Here is a 23,841-nt window from a genome sequence, read left to right on the forward strand (position 1 = left end):
CAAAAAAAAGCCCGGCTCGAAGCCGGGCTTTTTTATGCGTGCTGCCTGGCGGCGGTTCAGAATACTTCGAACAGCCCGGCGGCACCGATGCCACCGCCCACGCACATGGTCACCACCACGTACTTGACGCCGCGGCGCTTGCCTTCGATCAGCGCGTGACCGGTCATGCGCGCACCGGACATGCCGTACGGGTGGCCGATGGAGATCGCGCCGCCGTTGACGTTGTACTTGTCCGGGTCGATGCCCAGCTTGTCACGGCTGTACAGGCACTGGCTGGCGAACGCTTCGTTCAGTTCCCACAGGCCGATGTCGTCGATGGTCAGGCCGAAACGCTTGAGCAGCTTCGGCACCGCGAACACCGGGCCGATGCCCATCTCGTCCGGGTCACAGCCGGCCACGGCCATGCCGCGGTAGGCGCCCAGGGGCTGCAGGCCGAGACGCTCGGCTTCCTTGGCTTCCATCAGCACGCAGGCGCTGGCGCCGTCGGACAGCTGGGAGGCGTTACCGGCGGTGATGAACTTGCCTTCCTGAATGTTGAGGCCGTCCTTGAACACCGGCTTCAGGCTCTGCAGGCCTTCCAGGGTGGTCTCGGGGCGGTTGCCCTCGTCCTTGGCCAGGGTCACTTCCTTGTCGGAAATTTCCTTGGTCTCTTTGTTCATCACCTTCATGTTGGTGGTCAGGGGCACGATCTCGTCGTCGAACTTGCCTTCCTGCTGAGCTTTGGCGGTGCGCATCTGCGACTGGAACGCGTACTCGTCCTGGGCATCGCGGGACACGTTGTAGCGGTCGGCGACCACTTCAGCGGTTTCCAGCATGCTCATGTAGATGTCCGGACGGTGTTCCTTGAGCCACGGATCACGGGCGCGGAAGGTGTTCATCTTGTCGTTCTGCACCAGGGAGATGGACTCCAGGCCGCCGGCGACCGCCACGTCCATATTGTCGACCACGATTTCCTTGGCGGCGGTGGCGATGGCCATCAGGCCGGACGCGCACTGACGGTCAATGGTCATGCCGGCCACGGAGGTGGGCAGGCCACCGCGCAGGGCGGCCTGACGGGCCACGTTGCCGCTGGTGGAGCCCTGCTGCAGGGCGGCGCCCATGATCACGTCCTGGATGCTCTCCGGATCGATCTTGGCGCGCTCCACGGCGTGCTTGATCACGTGACCGCCGAGCGCCTGGGCCTGGGTGTCGTTGAACGCGCCCCGGTAGGCCTTGCCGATGGGAGTACGGGCGGTGGAAACGATGACTGCTTCTCTCATGATGAACCTCTTTAAGTAAGTTTGATGCCTTTGGCCTGCGCGGCCTTGGTCAGAATCTTGGTGACGTGCTCGCCGCCGTTGCTCATCTCACGGGCGTTGCCCATGTCGCCCAGTTGCTCGAACTGAGCCGCGATGGCGTCCGGCGTGCGCTCTTCCTCGTTGAGGTAAATGCCGTCGCTTTCCATCAGCCGCACCATGGCGTAGCAGCCGGCGCCGGCCAGCACGATACGCTGGTTGGGGGCCTGGTCGCTGGCCAGGAACAACACCGCGGGGGTGATCGCTTCCGGCTCCAGCAGGGCCAGCACTTCCTTGGGCATCAGGTCTTCGGTCATACGCGTGGCCGCGGTGGGCGCCACACAGTTTACCTTGATGTCGTACTTCTCGCCTTCCAGGCAGAGGGTATTCATCAGGCCGGCCACGCCCATTTTGGCGGCGCCGTAGTTGGCCTGGCCGAAATTGCCGTACAGGCCGGAAGTGGAGGTGGTCATGATCACGCGGCCGTACTTCTGCTCGCGCATCACCGGCCACACTGCCCGGGTGCAGATCGCGGAGCCGGTCAGGTGCACCGCCACCACTTTGTCCCAGTCCGACATTTCCATCTTGGCGAAGCTCTTGTCGCGCAGGATGCCGGCGTTGTTCACCAGGATGTCGATACGGCCCCACTGGTCCAGGGTCTGCTGGACCATGGCGCCGACCTGTTCCTCGCTGGACACGTCGGCGCCGTTGGCGATCGCTTCACCGCCGGCGGCCTTGATCTCCTCGACCACTTTCTCCGCCGCTTCGCTGGAACCGCCGGTGCCGTCGCGGGCGCCGCCGAAATCATTGACCACCACCTTGGCGCCCAATTTGGCCAGCGACAGCGCGTGGGATTTACCCAGGCCGTTGGCGGCGCCGGTGACGATCGCCACCCGGCCCTCGAAATTAATACTCATGCTTTTCTCCTTCGGGGAGCTTCGAGCTCGGTTTATCCCAGAACAATCAGGCTCAGCCATTCACAGGCGATGGCCGGCTTGTCGACGCCGTCGATTTCCACCGAAATGGCATAACGGATCAGCAGCTGGTTGTCGCCACGCGGCTCCACGCCGGCCAGCTTGAAGTGGCCGCGCACCTGGGAGCCGGAGCGCACCGGGTTCAGGAAGCGCACCTTGTCGAAGCCGTAGTTGATGCCCATCACCGTGCCCTGCACGCCGGGGACCACATCCATGGCCATGGCGGAGAGCAGCGACAGGCTCAGGAAACCGTGGGCGATGGTGCCGCCGAACGGGGTTTCCTTGGCGGCCCGCTCCGGATCGATGTGAATCCATTGCGGGTCCTCGGTGAGGTCGGCGAACTGATCGATGCGTTCCTGGGTCACCGGGAACCAGCGGGACGTGCCCAGATCCTGGTCCACCTTGGCTTTCAGTTCGTCCACGCTGAGCTTGTTATTGGACATTATAAAATCTCCCTCTCAGTAATCGCGCAGAGCAGCGAAACGGTCCGCGCAGTAATTGGCGTCGCCCAGCGTTTCACCGCCGGCGCGGGCGCGCTTGAGGAAAAAGCCGATGTCGAATTCATCGGTCATGCCGATGCCGCCGTGCATCTGCACCGCTTCCTGGCCGGCCAGCAGCGCCACCCGGGCGGCCTTGGCCTTGGCGGCCAGCACCTGAACCTCGGCGTCGTCGGCGTTGCGGTCGCAGGCGTCCAGCGCCTGCATCGCCAGAGCGTCGCTCATGGACACTTCGCCCATCAGCAGCGCGGCGCGGTGCTGCAGCGCCTGGAAGGTGCCGATCAGGCGGCCGAACTGCTTGCGCTCCTTGAGGTACTGCAGGGTGCGCTCGAACGCTTCCCGGGCCAGGCCGGAGAGTTCCGCGGCCAGCACCGCGCGGCCGGCGCGCAGGGCGGCGGCGAGGGCGGCGGCGCCGTCCGCCATCGGTTCGGCGGCGACGTTATCCAGGGTCACCCGGGCGGCGTTGCGGTCGTCGACCATGCGGTTGCGCTCGATGCTCACGCCCTCGGCCTTGGGGTCCACCAGGAACAGCGCGGTGCTCTCGCCCTGGCGGGCCGCCACCAGCAGCAGGTCCGCCACATGGGCGTCCAGCACCAGCAGTTTGCCGCCGCTCAGGGTGACGCCGTCACCGGCCGCCTGGGCTTCGGTCTTGATCGCTTCCGGACGGTGCTTGGCGCCGTCGTCCACCGCCAGGGCGGTGATTACGCTGCCCTCGGCGATCGCCGGCAGCCACTTCTGCTGCTGCTCGGCGCTGCCGCCGGTGGCCAGGGCGGTGGCGCCCAACACCGCGGTGGACAGGAACGGGGTCACCGACAGGTTACGGCCGATCTCACGGGCCACCAGGCCGGCGCCCACCAGGCCGAAGCCGATGCCGCCGTGCTCCTCGGGCACCAGGATGCCGGTCAGGCCGGACTCCACCATGGCGTGCCACAGCGGCTCGTCGTAGCCCTTCTCGTCGTTACGGTCGCGCAGTTCGCGCAGGTGGGATACCGGGCCCTTGTCGGCCATCAGCCGCGCCACGGAATCCTGCAACATCTGTTGTTCGTCGTTAAGTTTCATCAGCGTCGACTCCTTATGCGTCCGGCAGGCCCAGCAGGCGTTTGGAAACAATCCCCAGCATCACCTCGGAGGTGCCGCCTTCGATGGAATTGCCCTTGGAACGCAGCCACTCGCGGGCGTACAGACCGCCCATGGTGCGCTCGCTTTCCCACTCCAGGCCTTCGGCGCCGAGGGCGTCCATCATCACTTCGTAGCGGCGCTTGTTGAGCTCGGTGCCGTAGTACTTGAGCACCGCGGACTGGGCGCCCACGCCCTGGCCGGCTTCCGCTTCTTCGCGGATCTTGCCCACCAGCGCCTGGAACGCCATCTGGTCGATTTCCAGCCGCGCGATGTCGGCGCGCAGCGCGCCGTCCGCCAGCTTGCCGTGCTCGGTGCCCACGTGCTCGGCGGCCAGCGGGCCCAGGGCGCGGCCCTTGAGGAAGCCCGGCGGTTCGCCGCCGATGTTGTTGCGCTCATGGGTGAGCAGGTACTTGGCCACGTCCCAGCCACGGTTCAGTTCACCGACGATCTGGTCCTTGCCGACTTTGACGTCGTCGAAGAAGGTTTCGCAGAACGGCGACTCACCGGAGATCAGCTCGATCGGGCGGGTGCTGACGCCTTCGCTTTCCATATCGAACAGCGCGAAGGAGATGCCGTTGTGTTTGCTGGCATTGGGGTCGGTGCGCACCAGACAGAAAATCCAGTCCGCTTTGTCCGCGTAGGAGGTCCAGATTTTCTGGCCGTTAACCAGGAAATGGTCGCCCTTGTCCTCGGCGCGGGTCTGCAGGCTGGCCAGGTCGGAGCCGGCGTTGGGCTCGGAGTAACCCTGGCACCAGCGGATCTCGCCCCGGCAGATCGGCGGCAGGTGCTGGCGCTTGAGTTCCTCGCTGCCGAATTTCAGCAGCGCCGGGCCCAGCATCCAGAAACCGAAGTTGCTCACCGGCGTGCGCGCGTTGATGCGCTTCATTTCTTCGGCCAGCACTTCCGCCTCTTCCGGGCTCAGGCCGCCGCCGCCGTATTCCTTGGGCCACTGCGGCGCGGTCCAGCCCTTGTCGGCCATGCGCTCCATCCACACTTTCTGCGCTTCCGACTGGAACTGCCATTTACGGCCGCCCCAGCAGTGGTCCGCCTGGCTCTTCAGGGGCTGGCGCATTTCCTCGGGGCAGTTCGCCTCCAGCCAGGCCCGGGTTTCCGCGCGGAACTGTTCGAGATCCGACATCGCTCTCCTCCTCGAGCGCCTCCCTCGGCGGCCGGCCGCCGGGGGCGGCGGGGCGCTTGGGAAGCTGTTATGAAATTGCTTTTCATTTATTTGAGTGTGACCGAAGTATGTTGGCCCGGCTGCGGGGCGTCCAGGGTCAAAAACGGCATGGTTAGCGGCAGTTGTGTCATCAGTGACCAGCGCGGCGGTGAAAAGGGTCAATGGTCCACTGTGAAATAAGTGGCACTATTGTGCTTTCGGGAAAATTCGTCAGGATGATTTCATGTCTGTTTCCGCGGCACCGACCATGGCCCCCCTTTCCGCCGACCTGGAGCACAGCCCCAGGGACACCATCCTGGACGCCTCGGCGCGCTGCTTTATGGAGCACGGCTTCAAGGCCACCAGCATCGACGACATCGCCCGCCGGCTGGGTGCCACCAAGGGCATGGTCTATCACTACTTCGATTCCAAATCGGACCTGTTCTTCGAGATCCACCAGCGCGCCATGGACGCCCTGGTGCAGGCGGTGGACCCGGAAGTGCGGCGCCGCGCGCCGGCCCTGGAACGGCTGCACGGCATGGCCCGCCGTCACGTGGAAACCCTGATCGAGACCCAGCACTACCAGCGCGCCGTGGTGGAGGGCGTGCAGATGCACCTGCGGGTGAGCACCACCGAAGCCCAGCGCCAGCGGCTGATGCAGCTGCAGGACCGGCGCCGCCGCTACGAGCAGGTGTTTTTAAAGGTGCTCAACCAGGGCATCGACGAGGGCGACCTGGACGCCACCGAACCGCGCATCGCCATCAAGCCGGTGCTCGGCGCGCTCAACTCGGTGATCAACTGGTACCACCCCCGCTACGACGACGCCCCCGGCAGCCGCGAACGGCTGGTCGGCGGCGTCGTCACTGTCGCCCTGCGCGGGCTGGTCGCCTGACCGCCGCTATTTTTTATTGAGGAACTTGTCGAAGATAGCGCGGGTTTCGTCGCTGAACATGCGCTCGGCGAACAGCACCGATTCCTTCTTGATCTGCTCGCGAATGGCGTCGGCGCCGTGGCGGGTCAGCTGCTTGGTGTACTGCAGCGCCTGCGGCGGCTTGGCGGCCAGTTTCGCCCCCAGCTCCAGCGCCTTGTCGCGCAGCTCGTCGTCGCCGCACCGGTAGGCCACCAGACCCATGCGTTCCGCCTCGTCGGCGGTCAGGGTGTCGCCGGCGAGCAGCAGGCGGTTGGCGTTCTGGCGCCCCAGCAGGGCCGGCAGAATCAGGCTGGAGCCGGCTTCCGGCACCAGGCCCAGGTTGATGAAGGCGGTATAGAAACGGGCGCTGTCCGCGGCGATCACCAGATCGCAGTGCAGCAGCAGGGTGGTGCCGATGCCGGTGGCGTTGCCGTGCACCGCCGCGATCACCGGCTTGTCCAGCTCGATCAGCCGGTGCACCAGATCCATCGCCGGGCTCTGCTTGCCGTCCTTGCGCGACGCCGGGTCGGCGTTCAGGAAGTCGCCGATGTCGTTGCCGGCGGTGAAGGCGCGGCCCTCGGCGTCCAGCAGCAGGGCGGTGAGGTCGTCCCGGTCCCGGTAGTGGTCCACCGCGCGGCTGATATCCCGGTACATCTCGCCGCTCAGGGCGTTGAGCTTGTCGGCCCGGTCCAGGGTCACTTCCAGTAATTTGCCGTGCTCGGTAACGCGGACATAGCCGCTTTGCAGTGCCAGGGCGCTCATGGTCTTCTCCCGTCTCTCGCCAAATAGCCAGTCAAAATATCGGAATTCCATTTCGCAAAGCAAGCGCCACGGCCACCGCTGATCTATGCACCGCATTTATTCGGCAGGATTCAAAATATCAATTTCACTAACTAAGCGGGCTGTTCTAGGCTGTCTTCATTGCAACTCACACAGGCGACACCATGGCCCAGTTCCACCTTATCCGTCACGGCCAGGCGTCCTTCGGCGCCGCCAACTACGACAAGCTCTCCCAGCTGGGACATCAGCAGGCACGCTGGCTTGGCGAGTATTACCGTGCCCGTGGCGAGACCTTCGACGCGCTGGTCACCGGCGACCTGGTGCGCCACGTGGAAACCGGCGAGGGCATCCAGGAGGGGCTCGGCAGCAGTCTGGCCGCCGACCTGCAGCCCGGGCTCAACGAATTCGATTTCCACTCCATTGTCGACGCCTACCTGAGCGCCCACCCCGAGGAAGTGCCGCCGGAGGGCGCCTCTATGGCCGCCTTCTACCGGGTGCTGAAAAAAGCCATGCAGCGCTGGCAGGCCGGCCGTCTGGAGGGCAACCTGCCGGAAAGCTGGCAGGGTTTCTGCGACCGGGTGGCCGGCGCCATGGCGCACATCCAGGAACAGTACGCCGACCGCGACCGGGTGCTGGTGGTCAGCTCCGGCGGCGCCATCGCCATGTGGATGCGGCACATGCTCAACACCGCCGACGACACCGTGGTGGAGCTCAACCTGCAGATTCGCAACACCGGGGTAACCCAGGGTTTCTTCAACAAGAACGTGTATCGCCTTTCCATTTTTAACCAGGTTCCGCATTTGGACCGGGAAGACCGCGGCGACGCCATTACTTACAGCTAGAACGGATCAAAGAGGCCGGGTCATAACGGCCGCCTTATTCAAGAGGAGAGCAACATGGATTTCGAACATTCGGAAAAGACCCAGGACCTGATCAACCAGGTACGCACCTTCATCGATAACGAAGTGGTGCCCGCCGAGCACACCTACCACGAGCAGCTCGAGCAGAACCCCTGGAAGACGCCGCCGATCCTGGACGAGCTCAAAGCCAAGGCGAAAGCCAAGGGCCTGTGGAACCTGTTCCTGCCCAAGGAACACGGCGAGCTGAGCCCGGGCCTGACCAACCTGGAATACGCCTCGCTGGCGGAACAGATGGGCCGCCACCACATCGCCTCCGAGTGCTTCAACTGCTCCGCGCCGGACACCGGCAACATGGAAGTGCTCGCCAAGTACGGCAACGAAGCCCAGAAGAAGCAATGGCTCGAGCCGCTGATGGAAGGCAAGATCCGCTCCGCGTTCGCGATGACCGAGCCGGAAGTGGCGTCCTCCGACGCCACCAACATCGAAACCTCCATCACCCGTGACGGCGACGATTACGTCATCAACGGCCGCAAGTTCTACATCAGCGGCGCGATGCGCGAATCCTGCGAAATCATGATCGTGATGGGCAAGACCGACCCGGACAACCCCAACCGCCACCAGCAGCAGTCGCAGATTCTGGTGCCGATGAACACCCCGGGTGTTAACGTCAAACGTCCGATGATGGTGCTCGGCTCCGTGGACGCGCCGGAAGGCCACGCCGAAGTGATCTTCGAAAACGTGCGCGTGCCCAAGGAAAACATCATCCTCGGCGAGGGCCGCGGCTTTGAAATCGCCCAGGGTCGCCTCGGTCCCGGCCGCATTCACCACTGCATGCGTCTGATCGGCGCCGCCCAGCGCGCCCTCGAGCTGATGTGCAAGCGTGCCAACGAGCGCGTGGTGTTCGGCCAGCCGATGATCAAGCACGGCTCCTGCCGCGAAGACATCGCCAAGAGCGCCTGTGAAATCGAGCAGGCCCGGCTGATGACCCTGAAAGCGGCCGACACCATGGACCGCTACGGCAACAAGGAAGCCAAGGAACTGATTGCCATGATCAAGATCGTGGCGCCCAATATGGCACTCAACGTGGTCGACCGCGCCATGCAGATCCACGGCGCCGTGGGCCTCAGCCAGGACACCCCGCTGGCCGGCTTCTTCGCCTACGCCCGCACCCTGCGCTTGGCGGACGGGCCGGATCAGGTGCATATGATGCAGCTGGGTCGTAACCTGGCCAAGAAATACGAGTGAAGACAGTTAATAGTTAACGGTGAAGAGTTAACAGTTAACAGTTGACCGAGCGCAGCCATGGTTTTTGGGGGTGGCCCCAACGGCCATGGCTGCTTTGTCGCTTTTGAGCGTCGTCAATTTTTAAGGAGGTAGACATGTCCCAGGTGGATACCCTGGATACCGAGCGCCTCGCGGCCTATCTGGAAGCGAACGTCGCCGGCTTCAAAGGCCCGATCACCGCCGATAAATTCGAAGGCGGTCAGTCCAACCCCACCTTCCACATCAAGGCCGCCTCCGGCGAGTACGTGCTGCGCCGTCAGCCGCCGGGCAAGCTGCTCAAGTCCGCCCACGCCGTGGACCGGGAATTCCGGGTCATGAATGCCCTCCAGAACACCGACGTGCCAGTGCCGCGCATGTACCACCTGTGCGAGGACCGCGACGTGGTCGGCTCCATGTTCTACATCATGGAATTTTGCCAGGGCCGGATTTTCTGGGACGCGGCGATTCCGGAAGTGGACAACGCCCAGCGCACCGCCATGTACGATGAGATGAACCGGGTGCTGGCGGCGCTGCACGGCGTGGACGTGGACGCGGTGGGCCTCGCCGATTACGGCAAGCCGGGTAACTACTTCGAGCGTCAGATGGGCCGCTGGTCCAAGCAGTACCGCGCCTCCGAGATCAACCACATCCAGGCCATGGAAGATCTGATGGCGTGGCTGGAGAACAACCAGCCCGCCGACGACGGCCAGGTGTCCCTGGTGCACGGCGACTACCGCCTCGACAACATGATGTGGCACCCCACCGAACCCCGCGTGATCGCGGTGCTCGACTGGGAGCTGTCCACCCTCGGTCACCCGCTCGCGGATCTCGCCTATCAGTGCATGCAGCTGCGCATGCCCCAGGAGGGCGGCAACCTGTCCGGCCTGCAGGGCAAGGACCGCAAATCACTGGGCATTCCCACCGAGCAGGAATACGTCCAAGCCTATTGCCAACGCCGTGGCATCGATCATATCGACCACTGGGAATTCTATCTGGCGTTCAGTTTTTTCCGCCTGGCGGCCATCGCCCAGGGTGTCGCCAAGCGCGCCCAGGACGGCAACGCCTCCAGCAAAAAAGCCGCCGCCGTGGGCCAGGTGGTCGAACCCCTGGCGCAAATGGCCATGCAGATCGTCCGCGAAGGCGCCTAAAACATCGGTACAGGATGCAAGATACAGGATGAAGGGCTGGCACCGTGCCATCGCCTGTATCTTGCCTCCTGAATCCTGCATCGCGGCCACCGGCCGCTGAATTTTTCGGGAGAGAAAGAATGAGCACGAAATTGTTTGATCTGAACGGAAAGATCGCCCTGGTCACCGGCGCCAGCCGTGGCATCGGCGAAGAAATCGCCAAGCTGCTCGCCGAGCAGGGCGCCCACGTGATCGTCTCCAGCCGCAAAATCGACGACTGCCAGACCGTCGCCGACGCCATCAAGGCCGACGGCGGTTCCGCCGAAGCCTTCGCCTGCCACATCGGTGAAATGGCGCAGATCGAAGCGGTGTTCGGCCACATCAAGGACACCCACGGCAAGCTCGACATCCTGGTCAACAACGCCGCCGCCAACCCGTACTTCGGGCACATCCTGGATACCCCGGTCTCCGCGTTCGACAAGACCGTGGACGTGAACCTGCGCGGCTACTTCTACATGTCCGTGGAAGGCGCCAAACTGATGAAGGAAAACGGTGGCGGCGCCATCGTCAACACCGCCTCCATCAACGGCCTGTCTCCCGGCAACATGCAGGGCATCTACTCGATCTCCAAGGCGGCGGTGATCAGCATGACCAAATCCTTCGCCATGGAGTGCGCCGAGTTCAACGTGCGCGTCAACGCGCTGCTGCCCGGCCTCACCAAGACCAAGTTCGCCGGCGCGCTGTTCCAGCAGGAAGAAATCTACAAAAGCGCCATCGCCCAGATTCCCATGCACCGCCACGCGGAACCCAAGGAAATGGCCGGCACCGTGCTCTACCTGGTGTCCGACGCGTCCAGCTACGTCACCGGTGAGTGTGTCGTCGTCGACGGTGGTTTCACCATCTAAACCGCCTGGAGGTTGTTATGGATCCGATGCTGGATTTCACCGGCAAGGTGGCCCTGATCACCGGCGCCGCCAGCGGCTTCGGCAAGCTGCTCGCCGCCGAGCTCGGCAAACGCGGTGCGCGGCTGGTGCTGGGCGACATCAACATGGACGCCCTGGACAAGCTGGCCGCCGACCTGGAAGGGCAGGGCGTCACCGCCCTGGCGCGCCGCTGCGACGTCTCCTCCGAGGCGGACTGCAAAGCCATGGTGGACACCGCCGTGGAACAGTTCGGCCGTCTCGACATGGCGGTGAACAACGCCGGCATCGCCCACGGCTTCATTCCCATCCACGAGCTCACCGGCGAGCTGCTGGATCAGCAGATGAACGTCAACGTCAAAGGCGTGATGTTCGGCATGAAGCATCAGATCCCGGCCATGAAAGCCAGCGGTGGCGGTGCCATCGTCAACACCAGCTCCATGGCCGGCATCGGCGGCGGGCCCAAGATCGGCGCCTACGCCGCCTCCAAGCACGCGGTGATCGGCCTCACCCGCACCGCCGCCGTGGAAAGCGGCCGCAAAAACATCCGCGTCAACGCCATCTGCCCGTACTACACCCGCACGCCCATGCTGGAAGGCGGTGAAGGGCTGGCCAGCGGCGGCGAAGCCGAGCAGACCCTGGCGATGATGGCCGCCGGCAGCCCGATGAAACGCATCGGCGAACCGGAAGAGATCGTCGCCGTTATGCTGATGCTGCTGTCACCGGCCAACACCTACATGAACGGCCAGGCCATCGCGGTCGACGGCGGCGTCTCGGCCTTTTAAGACAACCCCTTGTAGGAGCTTGCTTGCAAGCGAAAGGCCGGCTTTGCCGGCCGGCAGGATCCCAGAGACGCTGATGGTGCTGCCGTCAGACATCTCTCTGGCATCCTGCCGGGAGCTTCGCTCCCTTTCGCGGGCTGGGCCCGCTCCCACAAGGCAAGTTCCCACAGGGTGCGCAGTTTAAGGAGAACAATGATGAGTAATCGTTTGGAAAATAAAATTACCGTGATAACCGGCGCCACCAGCGGCATCGGCGAAGCCACCGCCCGGCGCTTCATCGAAGAGGGCGCCACCGTGGTGCTGGCGGGCCGCTCCGAAGAGAAGGGCGAAGCCCTGGCCAAGGAGCTCGGCGAGCGCGCCGTGTTCAAGAGCACCGACATCATGAGCGAAGACGACATCGCCGCCCTGGTGGATTTCACCGTGGAAAAATTCGGCCGCCTGGACTGCCTGTTCAATAACGCCGGCGCCGGCGATCGCACCACCGTGGACAGCTTCGACGAAGACGAATTCGCGCGCATCATGCGCCTGCTGGTGGGCGCCCCGGCGTTCGGCATCAAGCACGCCGCTCGCGTCATGAAGGACAGCGGCGGCGGCAGCATCATCAACAACGCCAGCATCGCCGGCCACCGCCTCAACCAGGGCGGCTACCTCTATTCCGGCGCCAAGGCCGCCGTCGCCCACATGACCCGCCTGGCCGGCGCCGACCTGGGCCAGCACAACATCCGCGTCAACGCCATCTCCCCCGGCGCCGTCGCCACGCCGATCTTCTGGGGCGGCTCCCAGCGCGCCCAGACGCTCAGCGACGAAGAAAACCAGCGCAAGATGGAAAAGCTCGAAGCCAATCTCGCCAAAGCCACGCCGCTGCCCCGCGCCGGCCTGGCGGACGACATCGCCTTCGCCGCCGTCTTCCTGGCCAGCGACGAAGGCAGCTTCATCAACAGCCACGACCTGGTCGTCGACGGCGGCCGCATCGCCATGTTCAACGAGAAGAGCTAACACCCGCTCTGTTGCGGGAGCAGGCTGTGGGAGCGGGCCCAGCCCGCGAAAGGCAAGCAAAGCTTGCCGGCAGGATCCCAGAGAGGTCTGACAAAAGCACCAACAACGTCTCTGGAATCCTGCCGGGTGGCTAAAGCCACCCTTTCGCGGGCAAGGCCCGCTCGCACAAGGTGCCTGCCGCTGACAATCACGAGGAACCGTCATGAGCTATAAAACGCTAACCGTCACCACGGACGGCCATATCGCCCGCATCACCCTCGACCGGCCGGACCGCCTCAACGCCATGAACGCGGACTTCTGGAACGAGCTGCCGGCGGCGGTGCGGGCGCTGGACGCGAGCGGCGACATCCGCGCCATCGTCATCGACGCCAACGGCAAGCACTTCACCGCCGGCCTCGACCTGGGCATGTTCGGCACCCCGCCGGACCCCGCCGACGTCACCGCCCGGGTGCAGAAAGCGGCGCGCTTCCGCCACAACACCGCGCTCATGCAGCAGACCTTCAGCGCCCTGGAAGACTGCCGCGTACCGGTGATCGCCGCGCTGCACGGCGGCTGCATCGGCGGCGGCGTGGACCTGATCAGCGCCTGCGACCTGCGCTACGCCAGCCGCGACGCCTACCTCACCGTCTACGAAATCAACGTCGGCCTCACCGCCGACGTCGGCACCTTCCCGCGGCTCTGCAAACTGCTCCCCGAAGGCATCGTCCGCGAACTGGCCTACACCGGCCGGCGCATGGGCGCGGAAGAGGGCGAGCGTCGCGGCCTCTTCAACGAAGTGCTGGACAGCAAGGAAGCGGCCCTGGAACGGGCCCTGGAAATGGCGAAGGAGATCGCCGGCAAATCACCGCTGGCGGTGCACGGCTGCAAGCGCATGATCACCTACGCCCGCGACCACAACACCGCCGACAGCCTCGATTACGTGGTCACCTGGAACGCCGGCATGCTGCACAGCGAAGAAGTCATGGCCGCCGTCACCGCCGGCAAAACCGGCCAGCCCGGCGACTATGTCCCCCTCCCACCCCTCAACGACGACGTCCAGGGCGGCGTTTAACCGCACCTGTGCGAGCGTGCCTTGTGGGAGCGGGCCCCGCCCGCGAAAGGGTGGCTTACAGCCACTCGGCAGGATGCCAGAGAGCTTGGTTAGTCAGGTGTCTGGTGCTCCGTATCGGAGACGCGGTGCAATGGTGGTGCCTTCCGGGACCGCTCAAGCCATCCCTGGCCGCTGTTAGTTTGGCCCTCCCTGGCCAAACAGCTCCCTCCAGGCACCACCATTGCCCCGCTCACTTGGAAACGGAACCGCCACGGGTCAGAAACGCCGCCCGGACCTTTCTACGAAACCCTGGCGGCGAATCTCCCAAGGAGCGCCGGGATCGGGTGGGCCCGTCCAGGACCGTGTTTGGCCAGGGATGGCCAAACGTCGAGCCTACATGGATGTACTCGTGGCGTGTCCTGGACGGGCCCACCCGATCCCGGTGCGGGCTTTCTGGAGAGAAAAGTCTCTGAGGGCCTGCCGGGTGGCTGAAAGCCACCCTTTCGCTTGCCAGGCAAGCCCCCACAAGTGGTGAGCTTCAGGCGCTGTAGAAGACGGACTTCACTTCGAGGAATTCCTCGAGGCCGTAAACGCCCCACTCGCGGCCGACGCCGGAGTGCTTGTAACCGCCGAAGGGCGCCGGCGGATCCAGCTGCGCGCCGTTCAGATGCACCATGCCGGTCCGCAGACGGGCGGCCACCTTGGCGGCGTCCTCTTCGCTGGCACCGTACACATAGCCGGACAGGCCGTAGTCCGAATCGTTGGCGATCGCCACCGCGTCGTCCACATCCTTATAGGGCAGCATCACCAGCACCGGCCCGAAGATCTCCTCGCGGGCGATCAGCATCTGGTTGTTCACCTCGCTGAACACCGTCGGCCGTGCGTAGAAACCGGTTTCCAGACCCTCCGGCTTGCCGGTACCGCCGCACACCAGCTTGGCGCCTTCTTCCTGACCCTTCTCGATCATCGACTGCACGCGCTTGAACTGTCGCTCGTTGGCGATCGGGCCGATCACCGTGTCCTTATCCGCCGGGTCGCCGACCTTCAGGCTCTCGCACACCTTGGCGGCGATCGCCTCGGCCTCGGCCAGCTTGTCCGCCGGCACCAGCATCCGCGACGGCGCGTTACAGCTCTGCCCGGTGTTGTTCATCATCGACGCCACACCGTGCTTCACCGCCTTCTCGAAATCCGCGTCCGGCAGAATGATATTGGCGGACTTGCCGCCCAGCTCCAGCGACACCTTCTTGAAGGTATCCGCCGCTTCCTTGCTCACCGACGCCCCGGCACGGGTGGAACCGGTCAGCGACACCACGTCCACGCGCGGATCGGAAGACAGCATCGGGCCCACTTCCGCGCCGTCGCCGTAAATCATATTGAACACGCCCTTGGGCAGGCCCGCCTCGTCGATGATCTCCGCCAGCACATGGGCGGACAGCGGCGCGAACTCACTGGGCTTGAGCACCATGGTGCAGCCCGCCGCGATCGCCGGCGCCACCTTGCACATCACCTGGTTCATCGGCCAGTTCCACGGCGTGATCAACGCGCACACACCCGCCGGCTCACGGCGCACGGTGGCGCGGCCCAGCTTCTGCTCGAACGGAAACTCCCGCGCCGCGCCCAGCGTCGCCTTGGCGTGGCCCAGACCCATCGGCGCCTGCACCTTCGCCGCCAGACCGTGACGGGGCGCGCCCATCTCCCGGCTGATCGCCTCCGCCATATCATCCAGACGCGACTGGTAGATGCCCATGATCTTCTCAAGCATCGCCAGACGCTCTTCCAACGGCGTCGCCGCGAAACTCTCGAACGCATCCCGCGCCGCCTGAATCGCCGCGTCCACATCCGCCTTACCGGCCAGATACACCGTCCCCTCGGACGCCTCCGTGGCCGGATTGATCACCTCATGGGGCTTAGCGTCGCCGCTGGGCTTCACCCAACCGCCGTTAATATAGAACTGGTCCAGATGTTTCATGAAACACTCTCCCGAAAAACGAAACACAAAAAGTCGGCCGCAAGCTTCAAGCCGCCAAGCGGCAAGCTAGAACCAAACAACCGCACTTTGAAAGTCACAAGTTGAAAAACCAACCCAGGATGCCCCATCCCGAGTGAACGGGCCAGCAACCCAAGCCCACGGCAAAGGCACCATCCACGCCTCTGGTATCCCGCCGGCCGGCAAAGCCGGCCTTTCGCTTGCAAGCAAGCTCCCACAAGTCGGGCCCCGCGCCGTGCTACGGAGTCCTGAGCCAGCTATTTAGTGAAACAGCATTCCAAAATCTTGACCCCCCGTCCAGCTCATGTCATCTTCCAAAAAAAGCACAAACAAACTCCAGGAGACCCCCATGCAGCGTTTCGACCAGCGCAACGTCCTGATCACCGGTGCCGGCAGCGGCATCGGCCGCGCCGCCGCCCGCCGCTTCGCCGAAGAGGGCGCCCGCCTGGTGCTGGTGGACCGCAACCAGGAAGGCCTGGAAGAGACCGCCGCCCACCTGCCCGAAGACACCCGGGTCACCCTGCGCACCGTGGACGTCTCCGACGAACAGGCGGTCAACGCCCTGGTGGAAGAGGTGCTCGCCGCCCACGGCACCCTGCATGCGCTGGTCAACAACGCCGGCATCGCCGGCCACGACTACTCCACCATCACCGACAGCGACACCGAAACCTGGCAGGCGATTCTGGGCGTCAACCTGATGGGCCCGATGTTCTTCATCCGCGCCGTGGGCAAGCACATGCAGGCCCAGGGTGGCGGCGCCATCGTCAATACCGCGTCGGTGGCCGGCATCCGCTCCGGCGCCGGCGGCAACGCCTACAGCGCCTCCAAGGCGGCGGTCATCAACCTGACCAAAACCGCCGCCTGCGACCTGGGCCAGTACAACGTGCGCGTCAACGCGGTCTGCCCCGGCCTGATCGAAACCGGCATGACCAAGCCGGTGTTCGATTACGCCCGCGACAACAACAAGGAACAGAAACTCGGCAGCCGCTGCGAATTACGCCGCTACGGCCGCCCGGAAGAAATCGCCGCGGCCATGGCGTTCCTGGCCAGCGACGACGCCAGCTACATCACCGGCCAGGCGCTGGCGGTGGACGGTGGCAACACCGCCTCGCTCAACCTGCCGGGCATGAAACACTGAGCCTGTACAGGACGGCTTGGCCGAAGGTAGAACGCCCGTGCCCTCCTAAGTGAAATGGGTTTTTGTTATATTTGCGGGCTTTATGCACAACTATAAAAGCGACGAATAAAACAACAGCGGGCCCGATGCTGGTCATTTGCCAGCCGGGACCCGCTGATCCCGAAGCCTGAATCGAGGAAATGCCACATGCGACGAGCCGCTCTTGGAAAGGACGGGTCCGCGGATAAGGACCGTAATTTTGTTACCGCGTTGGCACGCGGCCTGGAAATCCTGCGCTGTTTCGGTCCCTCCGACGAATACCTGGGCAACGCGGAACTGGCCAAGCGCACCAGCATCCCCCGTCCCACCGTATCGCGGATGACCGCCACGCTGACCCAGCTCGGCTACCTGCGCTACGCCGAGAACCTGGAGAAGTACCGGCTCGGCCCCGGCGTGCTGGATCTCGGCTATCGCTATCTGGCCAGCGAAGGGGTGCGCGACATCGCCCGGCCCTTCATGCAGGAACTGTCCGACGCCACCGACTGCCTGGTGGCCATCGGCGCCCCGGACGGCGCGTCCATGACCTACATCCAGGTGTGCCAGGGCTCCGGCCCGCTGGTGCTGCGCCTGACCGTCGGTTCGCGGGTGGCGATCGGCACCTCCGCGGTGGGCCGCGCCTTTCTGGCGGCGTTGCCGGCCAAGGAGCGCGAGCCCTATTACGAAGCGATCCGCGCCCAGAACCCGGACGCCTGGCCGGACATCCAGCGCGGCCTGGAGCGCGCCTTCAAGGAATACGAGCAGTACGGCTTCGTCACCTCCGACGGCGAATGGAACCGGGACGTGAGCGCCGTGGGCGTGCCGCTGATCCTGGATAACGGCGGTCAGGTGGTGCCGTTCAACTGCGGCGGCTCGTCGCTGCGGCTGAGCCGCCGCATCCTGATCGAAAACCTCGGCCCGCGCCTCAAGGAAGTGGTCGAGCAGGTCCGGCAAATGGTGCAGGGCCGGGATATTTGAGGACAGTGAATGAGCAGCAGCAGTAGCGCCACGCCGGCGTCCGAATACACCATGGCCACGGCCACCGCCAAGTTCAGCCATGGTTTCCCGGCCCTGTTGGGGCTGGAATTTCTGGAATGGGAAGAGGGCAGGGTCGTGGTCGGCATGCAGGTCGACGAGCGCCACCTCAACCTGGGCCGCCGGGTACACGGTGGCGTGCTCGCCACCCTGCTGGACGTGGCCGGCGCCTGCGCCGGCACCTTCTGCCCCTACCCGGACCGGATCCGCAAGGCGCTCACCCTGTCCATGACCACCACCTTCACCGGCCAGGCCGGCCCCGGCTACATCCGCGCCATCGGCGTTAAACGGGCCGGCGGCAGCCGCATCTTCAACTCCACCGTGGAAGTGTACAGCGAGGACGACACCCTGCTGATCCTCGGCGAGGGCACCTTCCGGCTGCGCAGCGACTCCCAGGATCCGCGCGGCGCCCCCATCGCTTAAACCTCTTTTACACCAACGCGGCCGGTTCCGCTTGAAGGGCGCCTCCTTGACCCGCAATGCTGTGTTCAGGAACACAGTGATTGCCGAAAGGAGGCACCATGACTACTTATATCGTCGCCAGTAACGCCGCCCACGCCCGGGTGTTCGCCCACGAAGTGGGTACCTTCAAGGAAATCGACCAGCTCGATCACCCGGAAAGCCAGGCCCACGTGGGCGATCTGCGCACCGGCGGCAAAGGGTCCGAAGGCAGCGGCGCCCTGCACGGCAACCCGCGCGCCACCGGCAACCAGCAGGCGACCTCGGACAAACACGCTGCCTTCTTCGCCAAGGAAGTGGCCGAGTACATGAAACACAACCTGGAGCAGGGCCGCGCCGACCGCTTCATCCTGGTCGCCGAGCCCCGTTTTCTCGGCGCCCTGCGCGACAAGCTCGACCCCACCACCCGCGACGCGGTCAGCCGCGAAATCGACAAGGACCTGACCAAGCAGAGCGCGGACGACATCCGCAAAAAGCTGGAGCTCTAAGGCGTCTACGACTTTAGGCGCATATTCACGCCACAGTGCCGCCGGGGCGCGCCCGGTCGTGGTAAATTCGGGGTTATGAGCCTGATAAGAATTCCAACGAGCCGATAACCATGTACCAGGTGCTGATCGCCGACGACCATCCCCTGTTCCGCGAGGCCATCGCCCGGGTGATCGACGATGGCTTCCCCGGCAGCACACTTTTGGAGGCGTCCGACCTGGACGCCGCCCTGGCGGTGGCCGGCCGCCACGACGACCTGGATCTGGTGTTGCTGGACCTCAATATGCCCGGCATGCAGGGCCTCGGCGGCCTTGTGCGGCTGCGCAATTTGTTTCCCACCCTGCCGGCGGTGATCGTCTCCGCCGAGGAAGAGAAACGGGTGATCCTGCAGACCATCACCTACGGCGCGGTCGGGTTTATTACCAAGTCCACCCCCCGCAAGCAGATGATCCAGGCCCTGGAGCAGGTACTGGCCGGCTCCATCTACCTGCCGGCGGACATCATCCGTGCCGGGTCCGGCGCCGGCGAAGAAAGCACCGCCGCGCGCCGCGAGCCGGAGGACCTTTCCGACGTGCTCGCCACGCTCACCCGCAAGCAGCTGCAGGTGTTCGAGCGCATGTCGCGGGGCGATTCCAACAAGGTGATCGCCTACCAGCTCAATATCGCCGAAAGCACCGTGAAGGCCCATGTGTCCGCGATCCTGCGCAAGCTCGGCGCCACCAACCGGGTGCAGGCGATCCTGTCCGCCGGCGACATCGACTTCGCCGCCTATTTGCGTGCCCCGAAGGTGCCGGAGCGATGAACGCGATTCCGCCCAGTGCCGTAATCACCGCGTTCAGCGACGCCCGCGACGAGCGTCTCGCCGCCCGTGACCTGGCGCAAAAGCTGCGCCACGACAATCTCGGCTGCGTGCTGTTTTTCTGTTCCATCGACTACCGGCTCGACCGCCTGGCCGGCGCCCTCGCCGAAGCCTTCGGCGACCTGCCGCTGTGCGGCTGCACCTCCGCCGGCGAGATCACCAGCCGCGGCTACGACAGCGGCACCATTGTCGCCATCGGCTTCGACCGCCGGTTCTTCTCGGTGGGCGCGCGCCTGATCGAGCGGCTCGACGGCTTCAGCCTGGCCGACGCCCAGCAGCTCACCGACAGCCTGCTGTGCGAGTGCCGGGCCGCGTCCGTGGCGCGGGTCGACGCCGACAACACCTTCGTGCTCACCCTGCTGGACGGCCTCTCGGTGAACGAAGAGCTGGTGCTCGCCACACTCAACTCGGCGCTCGGCAGCATCACCAGCCTGGGCGGTTCCGCCGGCGACGACTACCGGCTGTCCGGCACCTACGTCTACAGCGACGGCGCCTTTCACAGCAACGCCGCCATGGTGCTGATGATCAACAGCGCGCTGGATTTCGAAGTGTTCAGCTTCCACCACCTGCGCCCGGCCACGGTGAAACTGGTGGTCACCGCCGCCGACGCCGAACGGCGCGTGGTCCAGGAGCTCAACGCGGAACCGGCGGCGGAAGCCTACGCCCGCCTGGTCGGCGTGCCGGTGGCGGAGCTGGACGACGTGGTGTTCGCCCGCTACCCGCTGGCCGTGCGCATCAACAACGACTACTACGCCCGCTCCATTCAGCGGGTCAACGACGACCTCAGCCTGTCGTTCTACTGCGCGGTGGAAAACGGCATCGTGCTCACCGCCATGCACACCGGCTCGATTCTCGACGAGCTGGACCAGACCCTCAGCGACATCGAAGAGCGCCTCGGCCCGGCCTGGGTGACCCTGGGCTGCGACTGCTGCCTGCGCCGTCAGGAGATCGAAGCGGACGGCACCGTCGACCAGGCCTCGGCGCTGCTGCGCCGGCACAGCGTGGTGGGCTTCAACACCTACGGCGAGCAGTTCAACGGCATGCACATCAACCAGACCATGACGGGGGTGGCGATTGGCCGACGACAACGCAGCCGACGGTGACAGCGCGTCCCCCTGGGATCTTCACGAAGCGCGCCTGATGGCGGAAAACGCCCGCCTGCGGCGTATTTGCGACGCCCTGATCGAACGGGTGGAAGAGAGCAACATGGCGCCCACCGCGCCCTACGCCGCCTTCCAGCACTCGGTGGTGCTGGCCGAGCAGGTGCGCGAGCGCACCCAGGCTCTGCGCGAAGCCAACCAGCAACTGCTGGACGAAATCGAAGAGCGCCGGCGGGTGGAATCGCGGCTGCGCGAAGCCACCGAAAAAGCCGAGCGCGCCAACATCTCCAAGACCAAGTTCGTGGCCGCCGTCAGCCACGACCTGATGCAGCCGCTCAACGCCGCGCGCCTGTTCACCAGCGCCCTGCAGGACCAGCCCGACCACAACACCCAGTTCATGCTCAGCCATATCGACACCGCGCTGCTCGATCTGGAATCGCTGATCACCACCCTGGCCGACGCCTCCAAGCTGGACGCCGGCGTGGTCAGCGCCGAGCCCGGCGTGTTCCCGCTGCGCCGGCTGCTCGACGTGCTCGCCGAGGAGTACCGGCAGATGGCCGCCGCCAAGGGCTTGCGCCTGCGCTACGTGCCCAGCTCCGCAGTGGTGCGCTCCGACCCGCAGCTGCTCAGCCGGGTGATGCGCAACCTGCTCTCCAACGCGGTGCGCTACACCGATCGCGGCTCGATCCTGCTCGGCTGCCGCCGGCGCGGCGAGCGGGTGGAAGTGGTGGTGGCGGACACCGGCATCGGCATCGGCGACGATCAGATCGGCGATATTTTCCAGGAATTCAAACGCGGCGCCCGGGCGGCCAAGTACCACGAACGGGGCCTCGGCCTGGGGCTGTCCATCGTCGAGAAAATCAGCCGCATCCTCGATCACCCCCTGACCGTGCGCTCGCGGGAAAACCGTGGCTCGCGCTTCGCCCTGCAACTGCCACTGGCGCGGCTCAGCGCCGCCGAGGCCCGCGCCATGGAGCCGGCCGCCGACGCCGGACGCACCCTGGCCGGGCGCCGCGTCTGGGTGGTGGATAACGACCGCGCCATCTGTTCCGGCATGCGCACCCTGCTGGAACAATGGGGCTGCCGGGTGGCGGCGGCGGAATCCGTGCAGGCGCTGGCCGAACACCTGGACCCGCGCCGCGACCCGGCCGACGTGCTGCTGATGGATTACCACCTGGACCCGGGCGGCGACAACGGCATGACCGTCGCCGACGCCCTCAACCGGGACCGCCGCCGGGCCGGCGCCGAGGCGCTGCCGGTGATCATGCTCACCGCCGACCGCGGCCCCTACCTGAAACAGCGCTGCGCCCGCGACGGCCACACGCTGATCTACAAGCCGGTCAAACCCATGAAGCTCAAACTGGCCCTGCAGCACACCCTCACGCGGGCGCCGTCGACCACCGGCCCCGCGACTAAATAAGGGGCTTTCTAGTACCGAAGTAGCATTCGGCCCACCCGGCATCGGCGCTAACCTCGAGGAAATACACGCCACGAGGTGTCCCGACATGATCTATCACAATCCCGGCAGCGAAGGCGCGGTGGTCGCCTTCAACGAACGCTACGAAAACTACATCGGCGGCCAGTGGGTCGCGCCCGTCAAAGGCCAGTACTTCGACAACGTCAGCCCGGTGAACGGCCGGGTGTTCTGCCAGATTCCCCGCTCCTCCGCCGAGGACATCGACCTGGCACTGGACGCCGCCCACCGCGCGGCGCCCGCCTGGGGCAAAACCTCCGCCGCCGAGCGCGGCAACCTGCTGCTCAAGATCGCCGACCGCATCGAGCAGAACCTGGAAGCCCTGGCGGTGGCCGAAACCTGGGACAACGGCAAAGCGGTGCGCGAAACCCTCAACGCCGACATCCCCCTGGCGGTGGATCACTTCCGCTACTTCGCCGGCTGCATCCGCGCCCAGGAGGGCACCGCCGCGGACATCGACGCCAACACCGTGGCCTATCACTTCCACGAGCCGCTGGGCGTGGTGGGGCAGATCATCCCCTGGAACTTCCCGATCCTGATGGCCACCTGGAAGCTGGCGCCGGCGCTGGCCGCCGGCAACTGCGTGGTGCTCAAGCCCGCCGAGCAGACCCCGGCGTCGATCCTCAAGCTGATGGAAATCATCGGCGATCTGCTTCCCGAAGGCGTGCTCAACATCGTCAACGGCTACGGCGAGGAAGCCGGCCAGGCCCTGGCCTCCAGCAAGCGCATCGCCAAGATCGCCTTCACCGGCTCCACCCCGGTGGGCTCGCACATCCTCAAATGCGCGGCGGAAAACATCATTCCCTCCACCGTGGAGCTGGGCGGCAAATCCCCCAACATCTACTTCTCCGACATCATGAAGGCGGAGCCGGAATTCATCAGCAAGGCGGTGGAAGGCCTGGTGCTGGCGTTCTTCAACCAGGGCGAAGTCTGCACCTGCCCGTCCCGGGCGCTGATCCAGGAAGACATGTACGACGAGTTCATGGCCATGGTGCTGGAACGCACCAAAACCATTAAGCGCGGCAACCCCCTGGACACCGACGTGCAGGTGGGCGCCCAGGCCTCCCAGGAGCAGTTCGACAAGATCATGTCCTACATGGAAGTGGCCCGCAGCGAAGGCGCCCAGTTCCTCACCGGCGGCGACAAGGAAACCCTGGAAGGCGACCACGGCCAGGGCTATTACATCCAGCCCACGCTGCTCAAGGGCGACAACAAAATGCGCGTGTTCCAGGAAGAAATCTTCGGCCCGGTGGTGGCCGTCACCACTTTCAAGGACGAAGCGGAAGCCCTGGCCATCGCCAACGACACCGAGTTCGGCCTCGGCGCCGGCGTCTGGAGCCGCGACATGAACGTGGCCTTCCGCATGGGCCGGGGCATCCAGGCCGGCCGCGTCTGGACCAACTGCTACCACGCCTATCCGGCCCACGCCGCCTTCGGCGGCTACAAAAAATCCGGCATCGGCCGAGAGACCCATAAGATGATTCTGGATCACTACCAGCAGACCAAGAACCTGCTGGTCAGCTACGACATCAATCCGCTCGGCTTTTTCTGAACCGGCTCGGGAGAGCCGACCCACTAAGGCTTGTGTTTGCCTTGACCC

23 protein-coding genes are annotated in these 23,841 nt (G+C 65.1%); 16 read left to right on the forward strand and 7 right to left on the reverse strand.

The window, feature by feature from the left end:
* Positions 1–56 precede the first annotated feature (56 nt).
* Genes ACMG4O_RS08395 through ACMG4O_RS08415 form a run of 5 tightly spaced genes read right to left on the reverse strand, consistent with a single transcriptional unit; the run spans position 57 to position 5,002 of the window.
* Positions 57–1,259: an acetyl-CoA C-acyltransferase gene (locus tag ACMG4O_RS08395; RefSeq protein WP_142950069.1), complete on the reverse strand. Its 1,203-nt coding sequence runs from the start codon at positions 1,257–1,259 to the stop codon at positions 57–59.
* Between the two features lie 11 nt (positions 1,260–1,270).
* On the reverse strand, positions 1,271–2,191 hold the full coding sequence (locus ACMG4O_RS08400; RefSeq protein WP_414433568.1) for an SDR family oxidoreductase: 921 nt from the start codon (positions 2,189–2,191) through the stop codon (positions 1,271–1,273).
* A 32-nt stretch (positions 2,192–2,223) separates the two neighbouring features.
* Complete coding sequence (locus tag ACMG4O_RS08405; RefSeq protein ID WP_194856374.1) at positions 2,224–2,691, reverse strand: MaoC family dehydratase; 468 nt, start codon at positions 2,689–2,691, stop codon at positions 2,224–2,226.
* Between the two features lie 15 nt (positions 2,692–2,706).
* Complete coding sequence (locus tag ACMG4O_RS08410) at positions 2,707–3,804, reverse strand: acyl-CoA dehydrogenase family protein (protein WP_414433569.1); 1,098 nt, start codon at positions 3,802–3,804, stop codon at positions 2,707–2,709.
* A 13-nt stretch (positions 3,805–3,817) separates the two neighbouring features.
* Entirely contained in the window at positions 3,818–5,002 is a 1,185-nt protein-coding gene (locus tag ACMG4O_RS08415) for an acyl-CoA dehydrogenase family protein (protein ID WP_414433570.1), read from the reverse strand.
* Positions 5,003–5,264: 262 nt separating this feature from the next.
* On the opposite strand from ACMG4O_RS08415, the gene ACMG4O_RS08420 reads away from it, so the two are divergent.
* Positions 5,265–5,912, forward strand: coding sequence for a TetR/AcrR family transcriptional regulator (locus ACMG4O_RS08420; protein ID WP_414433571.1), 648 nt, complete (start codon positions 5,265–5,267; stop codon positions 5,910–5,912).
* A 6-nt stretch (positions 5,913–5,918) separates the two neighbouring features.
* Here the strand turns inward: ACMG4O_RS08420 and ACMG4O_RS08425 are convergent, their stop codons facing one another.
* Positions 5,919–6,692 carry an enoyl-CoA hydratase/isomerase family protein gene (locus ACMG4O_RS08425; protein ID WP_414433572.1) on the reverse strand — a complete coding sequence of 258 codons (774 nt, stop codon included), beginning with the start codon at positions 6,690–6,692 and terminating at the stop codon, positions 5,919–5,921.
* Between the two features lie 182 nt (positions 6,693–6,874).
* On the opposite strand from ACMG4O_RS08425, the gene ACMG4O_RS08430 reads away from it, so the two are divergent.
* The 7 genes from ACMG4O_RS08430 to ACMG4O_RS08460 all read left to right on the forward strand — a co-directional run bounded on the left by ACMG4O_RS08430 (position 6,875) and on the right by ACMG4O_RS08460 (position 13,709).
* The gene (locus tag ACMG4O_RS08430; RefSeq protein WP_194856377.1) at positions 6,875–7,552 is read left to right on the forward strand and encodes a histidine phosphatase family protein; all 678 of its coding nucleotides are present in this window, start codon (positions 6,875–6,877) and stop codon (positions 7,550–7,552) included.
* A 54-nt stretch (positions 7,553–7,606) separates the two neighbouring features.
* Positions 7,607–8,815 (forward strand): acyl-CoA dehydrogenase family protein, encoded by a 1,209-nt coding sequence (locus ACMG4O_RS08435; RefSeq protein WP_142950075.1) that lies wholly within the window; start codon positions 7,607–7,609, stop codon positions 8,813–8,815.
* Between the two features lie 134 nt (positions 8,816–8,949).
* A complete protein-coding gene (locus ACMG4O_RS08440; RefSeq protein ID WP_370203128.1) occupies positions 8,950–9,981 on the forward strand; it encodes a phosphotransferase in 1,032 nt (343 codons plus the stop codon).
* 119 nt (positions 9,982–10,100) lie between these two features.
* Positions 10,101–10,865 carry an SDR family oxidoreductase gene (locus ACMG4O_RS08445; protein ID WP_067611198.1) on the forward strand — a complete coding sequence of 255 codons (765 nt, stop codon included), beginning with the start codon at positions 10,101–10,103 and terminating at the stop codon, positions 10,863–10,865.
* Positions 10,866–10,882: 17 nt separating this feature from the next.
* Positions 10,883–11,665, forward strand: coding sequence for an SDR family NAD(P)-dependent oxidoreductase (locus tag ACMG4O_RS08450; RefSeq protein WP_142950077.1), 783 nt, complete (start codon positions 10,883–10,885; stop codon positions 11,663–11,665).
* Positions 11,666–11,857: 192 nt separating this feature from the next.
* Positions 11,858–12,658: an SDR family NAD(P)-dependent oxidoreductase gene (locus ACMG4O_RS08455; RefSeq protein WP_414433573.1), complete on the forward strand. Its 801-nt coding sequence runs from the start codon at positions 11,858–11,860 to the stop codon at positions 12,656–12,658.
* A 202-nt stretch (positions 12,659–12,860) separates the two neighbouring features.
* Complete coding sequence (locus ACMG4O_RS08460; protein ID WP_194856382.1) at positions 12,861–13,709, forward strand: crotonase/enoyl-CoA hydratase family protein; 849 nt, start codon at positions 12,861–12,863, stop codon at positions 13,707–13,709.
* Between the two features lie 517 nt (positions 13,710–14,226).
* Here the strand turns inward: ACMG4O_RS08460 and ACMG4O_RS08465 are convergent.
* Entirely contained in the window at positions 14,227–15,657 is a 1,431-nt protein-coding gene (locus tag ACMG4O_RS08465; protein ID WP_194855606.1) for an aldehyde dehydrogenase family protein, read from the reverse strand.
* A 367-nt stretch (positions 15,658–16,024) separates the two neighbouring features.
* Between ACMG4O_RS08465 and ACMG4O_RS08470 the strand changes: the two genes are divergently transcribed.
* From ACMG4O_RS08470 to ACMG4O_RS08505, 8 genes are all read left to right on the forward strand, one after another.
* Positions 16,025–16,813, forward strand: coding sequence for an SDR family NAD(P)-dependent oxidoreductase (locus tag ACMG4O_RS08470; protein WP_414433574.1), 789 nt, complete (start codon positions 16,025–16,027; stop codon positions 16,811–16,813).
* Between the two features lie 186 nt (positions 16,814–16,999).
* On the forward strand, positions 17,000–17,806 hold the full coding sequence (locus tag ACMG4O_RS08475) for an IclR family transcriptional regulator (protein ID WP_067609703.1): 807 nt from the start codon (positions 17,000–17,002) through the stop codon (positions 17,804–17,806).
* A gap of 9 nt (positions 17,807–17,815) precedes the next feature.
* Positions 17,816–18,286, forward strand: coding sequence for a PaaI family thioesterase (locus ACMG4O_RS08480; RefSeq protein WP_083209795.1), 471 nt, complete (start codon positions 17,816–17,818; stop codon positions 18,284–18,286).
* A gap of 98 nt (positions 18,287–18,384) precedes the next feature.
* Positions 18,385–18,810 carry a host attachment protein gene (locus ACMG4O_RS08485; protein ID WP_335628696.1) on the forward strand — a complete coding sequence of 142 codons (426 nt, stop codon included), beginning with the start codon at positions 18,385–18,387 and terminating at the stop codon, positions 18,808–18,810.
* Between the two features lie 110 nt (positions 18,811–18,920).
* Positions 18,921–19,610: a response regulator transcription factor gene (locus tag ACMG4O_RS08490; RefSeq protein ID WP_335628695.1), complete on the forward strand. Its 690-nt coding sequence runs from the start codon at positions 18,921–18,923 to the stop codon at positions 19,608–19,610.
* Entirely contained in the window at positions 19,607–20,770 is a 1,164-nt protein-coding gene (gene nosP / locus ACMG4O_RS08495) for a nitric oxide-sensing protein NosP (RefSeq protein ID WP_194855609.1), read from the forward strand. The genes ACMG4O_RS08490 and nosP overlap by 4 nt, the downstream gene beginning before the upstream one ends.
* Positions 20,742–22,187: a hybrid sensor histidine kinase/response regulator gene (locus tag ACMG4O_RS08500; protein WP_414433575.1), complete on the forward strand. Its 1,446-nt coding sequence runs from the start codon at positions 20,742–20,744 to the stop codon at positions 22,185–22,187. Before nosP ends, ACMG4O_RS08500 begins: the two co-directional genes overlap by 29 nt.
* 85 nt (positions 22,188–22,272) lie before the next feature.
* Positions 22,273–23,793, forward strand: a complete 1,521-nt coding sequence (locus tag ACMG4O_RS08505; RefSeq protein ID WP_370183267.1) for an aldehyde dehydrogenase family protein — start codon at positions 22,273–22,275, stop codon at positions 23,791–23,793.
* The last annotated feature ends 48 nt before the right edge of the window (positions 23,794–23,841 follow it).

It is taken from the genome of Alloalcanivorax venustensis, assembly GCF_047495515.1.
GTDB lineage: Bacteria > Pseudomonadota > Gammaproteobacteria > Pseudomonadales > Alcanivoracaceae > Alloalcanivorax > Alloalcanivorax venustensis.

Excerpts from the sequence above, each read along its gene's own strand:
- ACMG4O_RS08485 (WP_335628696.1), top strand. The coding sequence starts at position 18,385 with ATGACTACTTATATCGTCGCCAGTAACGCCGCCCACGCCCGGGTGTTC.
- ACMG4O_RS08395 (WP_142950069.1), bottom strand. The coding sequence starts at position 1,259 with ATGAGAGAAGCAGTCATCGTTTCCACCGCCCGTACTCCCATCGGCAAG.
- ACMG4O_RS08430 (WP_194856377.1), top strand. The coding sequence starts at position 6,875 with ATGGCCCAGTTCCACCTTATCCGTCACGGCCAGGCGTCCTTCGGCGCC.
- ACMG4O_RS08490 (WP_335628695.1), top strand. The coding sequence starts at position 18,921 with ATGTACCAGGTGCTGATCGCCGACGACCATCCCCTGTTCCGCGAGGCC.
- ACMG4O_RS08400 (WP_414433568.1), bottom strand. The coding sequence starts at position 2,191 with ATGAGTATTAATTTCGAGGGCCGGGTGGCGATCGTCACCGGCGCCGCC.
- ACMG4O_RS08470 (WP_414433574.1), top strand. The coding sequence starts at position 16,025 with ATGCAGCGTTTCGACCAGCGCAACGTCCTGATCACCGGTGCCGGCAGC.
- ACMG4O_RS08460 (WP_194856382.1), top strand. The coding sequence starts at position 12,861 with ATGAGCTATAAAACGCTAACCGTCACCACGGACGGCCATATCGCCCGC.
- ACMG4O_RS08405 (WP_194856374.1), bottom strand. The coding sequence starts at position 2,691 with ATGTCCAATAACAAGCTCAGCGTGGACGAACTGAAAGCCAAGGTGGAC.
- ACMG4O_RS08450 (WP_142950077.1), top strand. The coding sequence starts at position 10,883 with ATGGATCCGATGCTGGATTTCACCGGCAAGGTGGCCCTGATCACCGGC.
- ACMG4O_RS08505 (WP_370183267.1), top strand. The coding sequence starts at position 22,273 with ATGATCTATCACAATCCCGGCAGCGAAGGCGCGGTGGTCGCCTTCAAC.
- ACMG4O_RS08440 (WP_370203128.1), top strand. The coding sequence starts at position 8,950 with ATGTCCCAGGTGGATACCCTGGATACCGAGCGCCTCGCGGCCTATCTG.
- ACMG4O_RS08415 (WP_414433570.1), bottom strand. The coding sequence starts at position 5,002 with ATGTCGGATCTCGAACAGTTCCGCGCGGAAACCCGGGCCTGGCTGGAG.
- nosP (WP_194855609.1), top strand. The coding sequence starts at position 19,607 with ATGAACGCGATTCCGCCCAGTGCCGTAATCACCGCGTTCAGCGACGCC.
- ACMG4O_RS08425 (WP_414433572.1), bottom strand. The coding sequence starts at position 6,692 with ATGAGCGCCCTGGCACTGCAAAGCGGCTATGTCCGCGTTACCGAGCAC.
- ACMG4O_RS08410 (WP_414433569.1), bottom strand. The coding sequence starts at position 3,804 with ATGAAACTTAACGACGAACAACAGATGTTGCAGGATTCCGTGGCGCGG.
- ACMG4O_RS08480 (WP_083209795.1), top strand. The coding sequence starts at position 17,816 with ATGAGCAGCAGCAGTAGCGCCACGCCGGCGTCCGAATACACCATGGCC.
- ACMG4O_RS08475 (WP_067609703.1), top strand. The coding sequence starts at position 17,000 with ATGCGACGAGCCGCTCTTGGAAAGGACGGGTCCGCGGATAAGGACCGT.
- ACMG4O_RS08445 (WP_067611198.1), top strand. The coding sequence starts at position 10,101 with ATGAGCACGAAATTGTTTGATCTGAACGGAAAGATCGCCCTGGTCACC.
- ACMG4O_RS08455 (WP_414433573.1), top strand. The coding sequence starts at position 11,858 with ATGAGTAATCGTTTGGAAAATAAAATTACCGTGATAACCGGCGCCACC.
- ACMG4O_RS08435 (WP_142950075.1), top strand. The coding sequence starts at position 7,607 with ATGGATTTCGAACATTCGGAAAAGACCCAGGACCTGATCAACCAGGTA.
- ACMG4O_RS08465 (WP_194855606.1), bottom strand. The coding sequence starts at position 15,657 with ATGAAACATCTGGACCAGTTCTATATTAACGGCGGTTGGGTGAAGCCC.
- ACMG4O_RS08420 (WP_414433571.1), top strand. The coding sequence starts at position 5,265 with ATGTCTGTTTCCGCGGCACCGACCATGGCCCCCCTTTCCGCCGACCTG.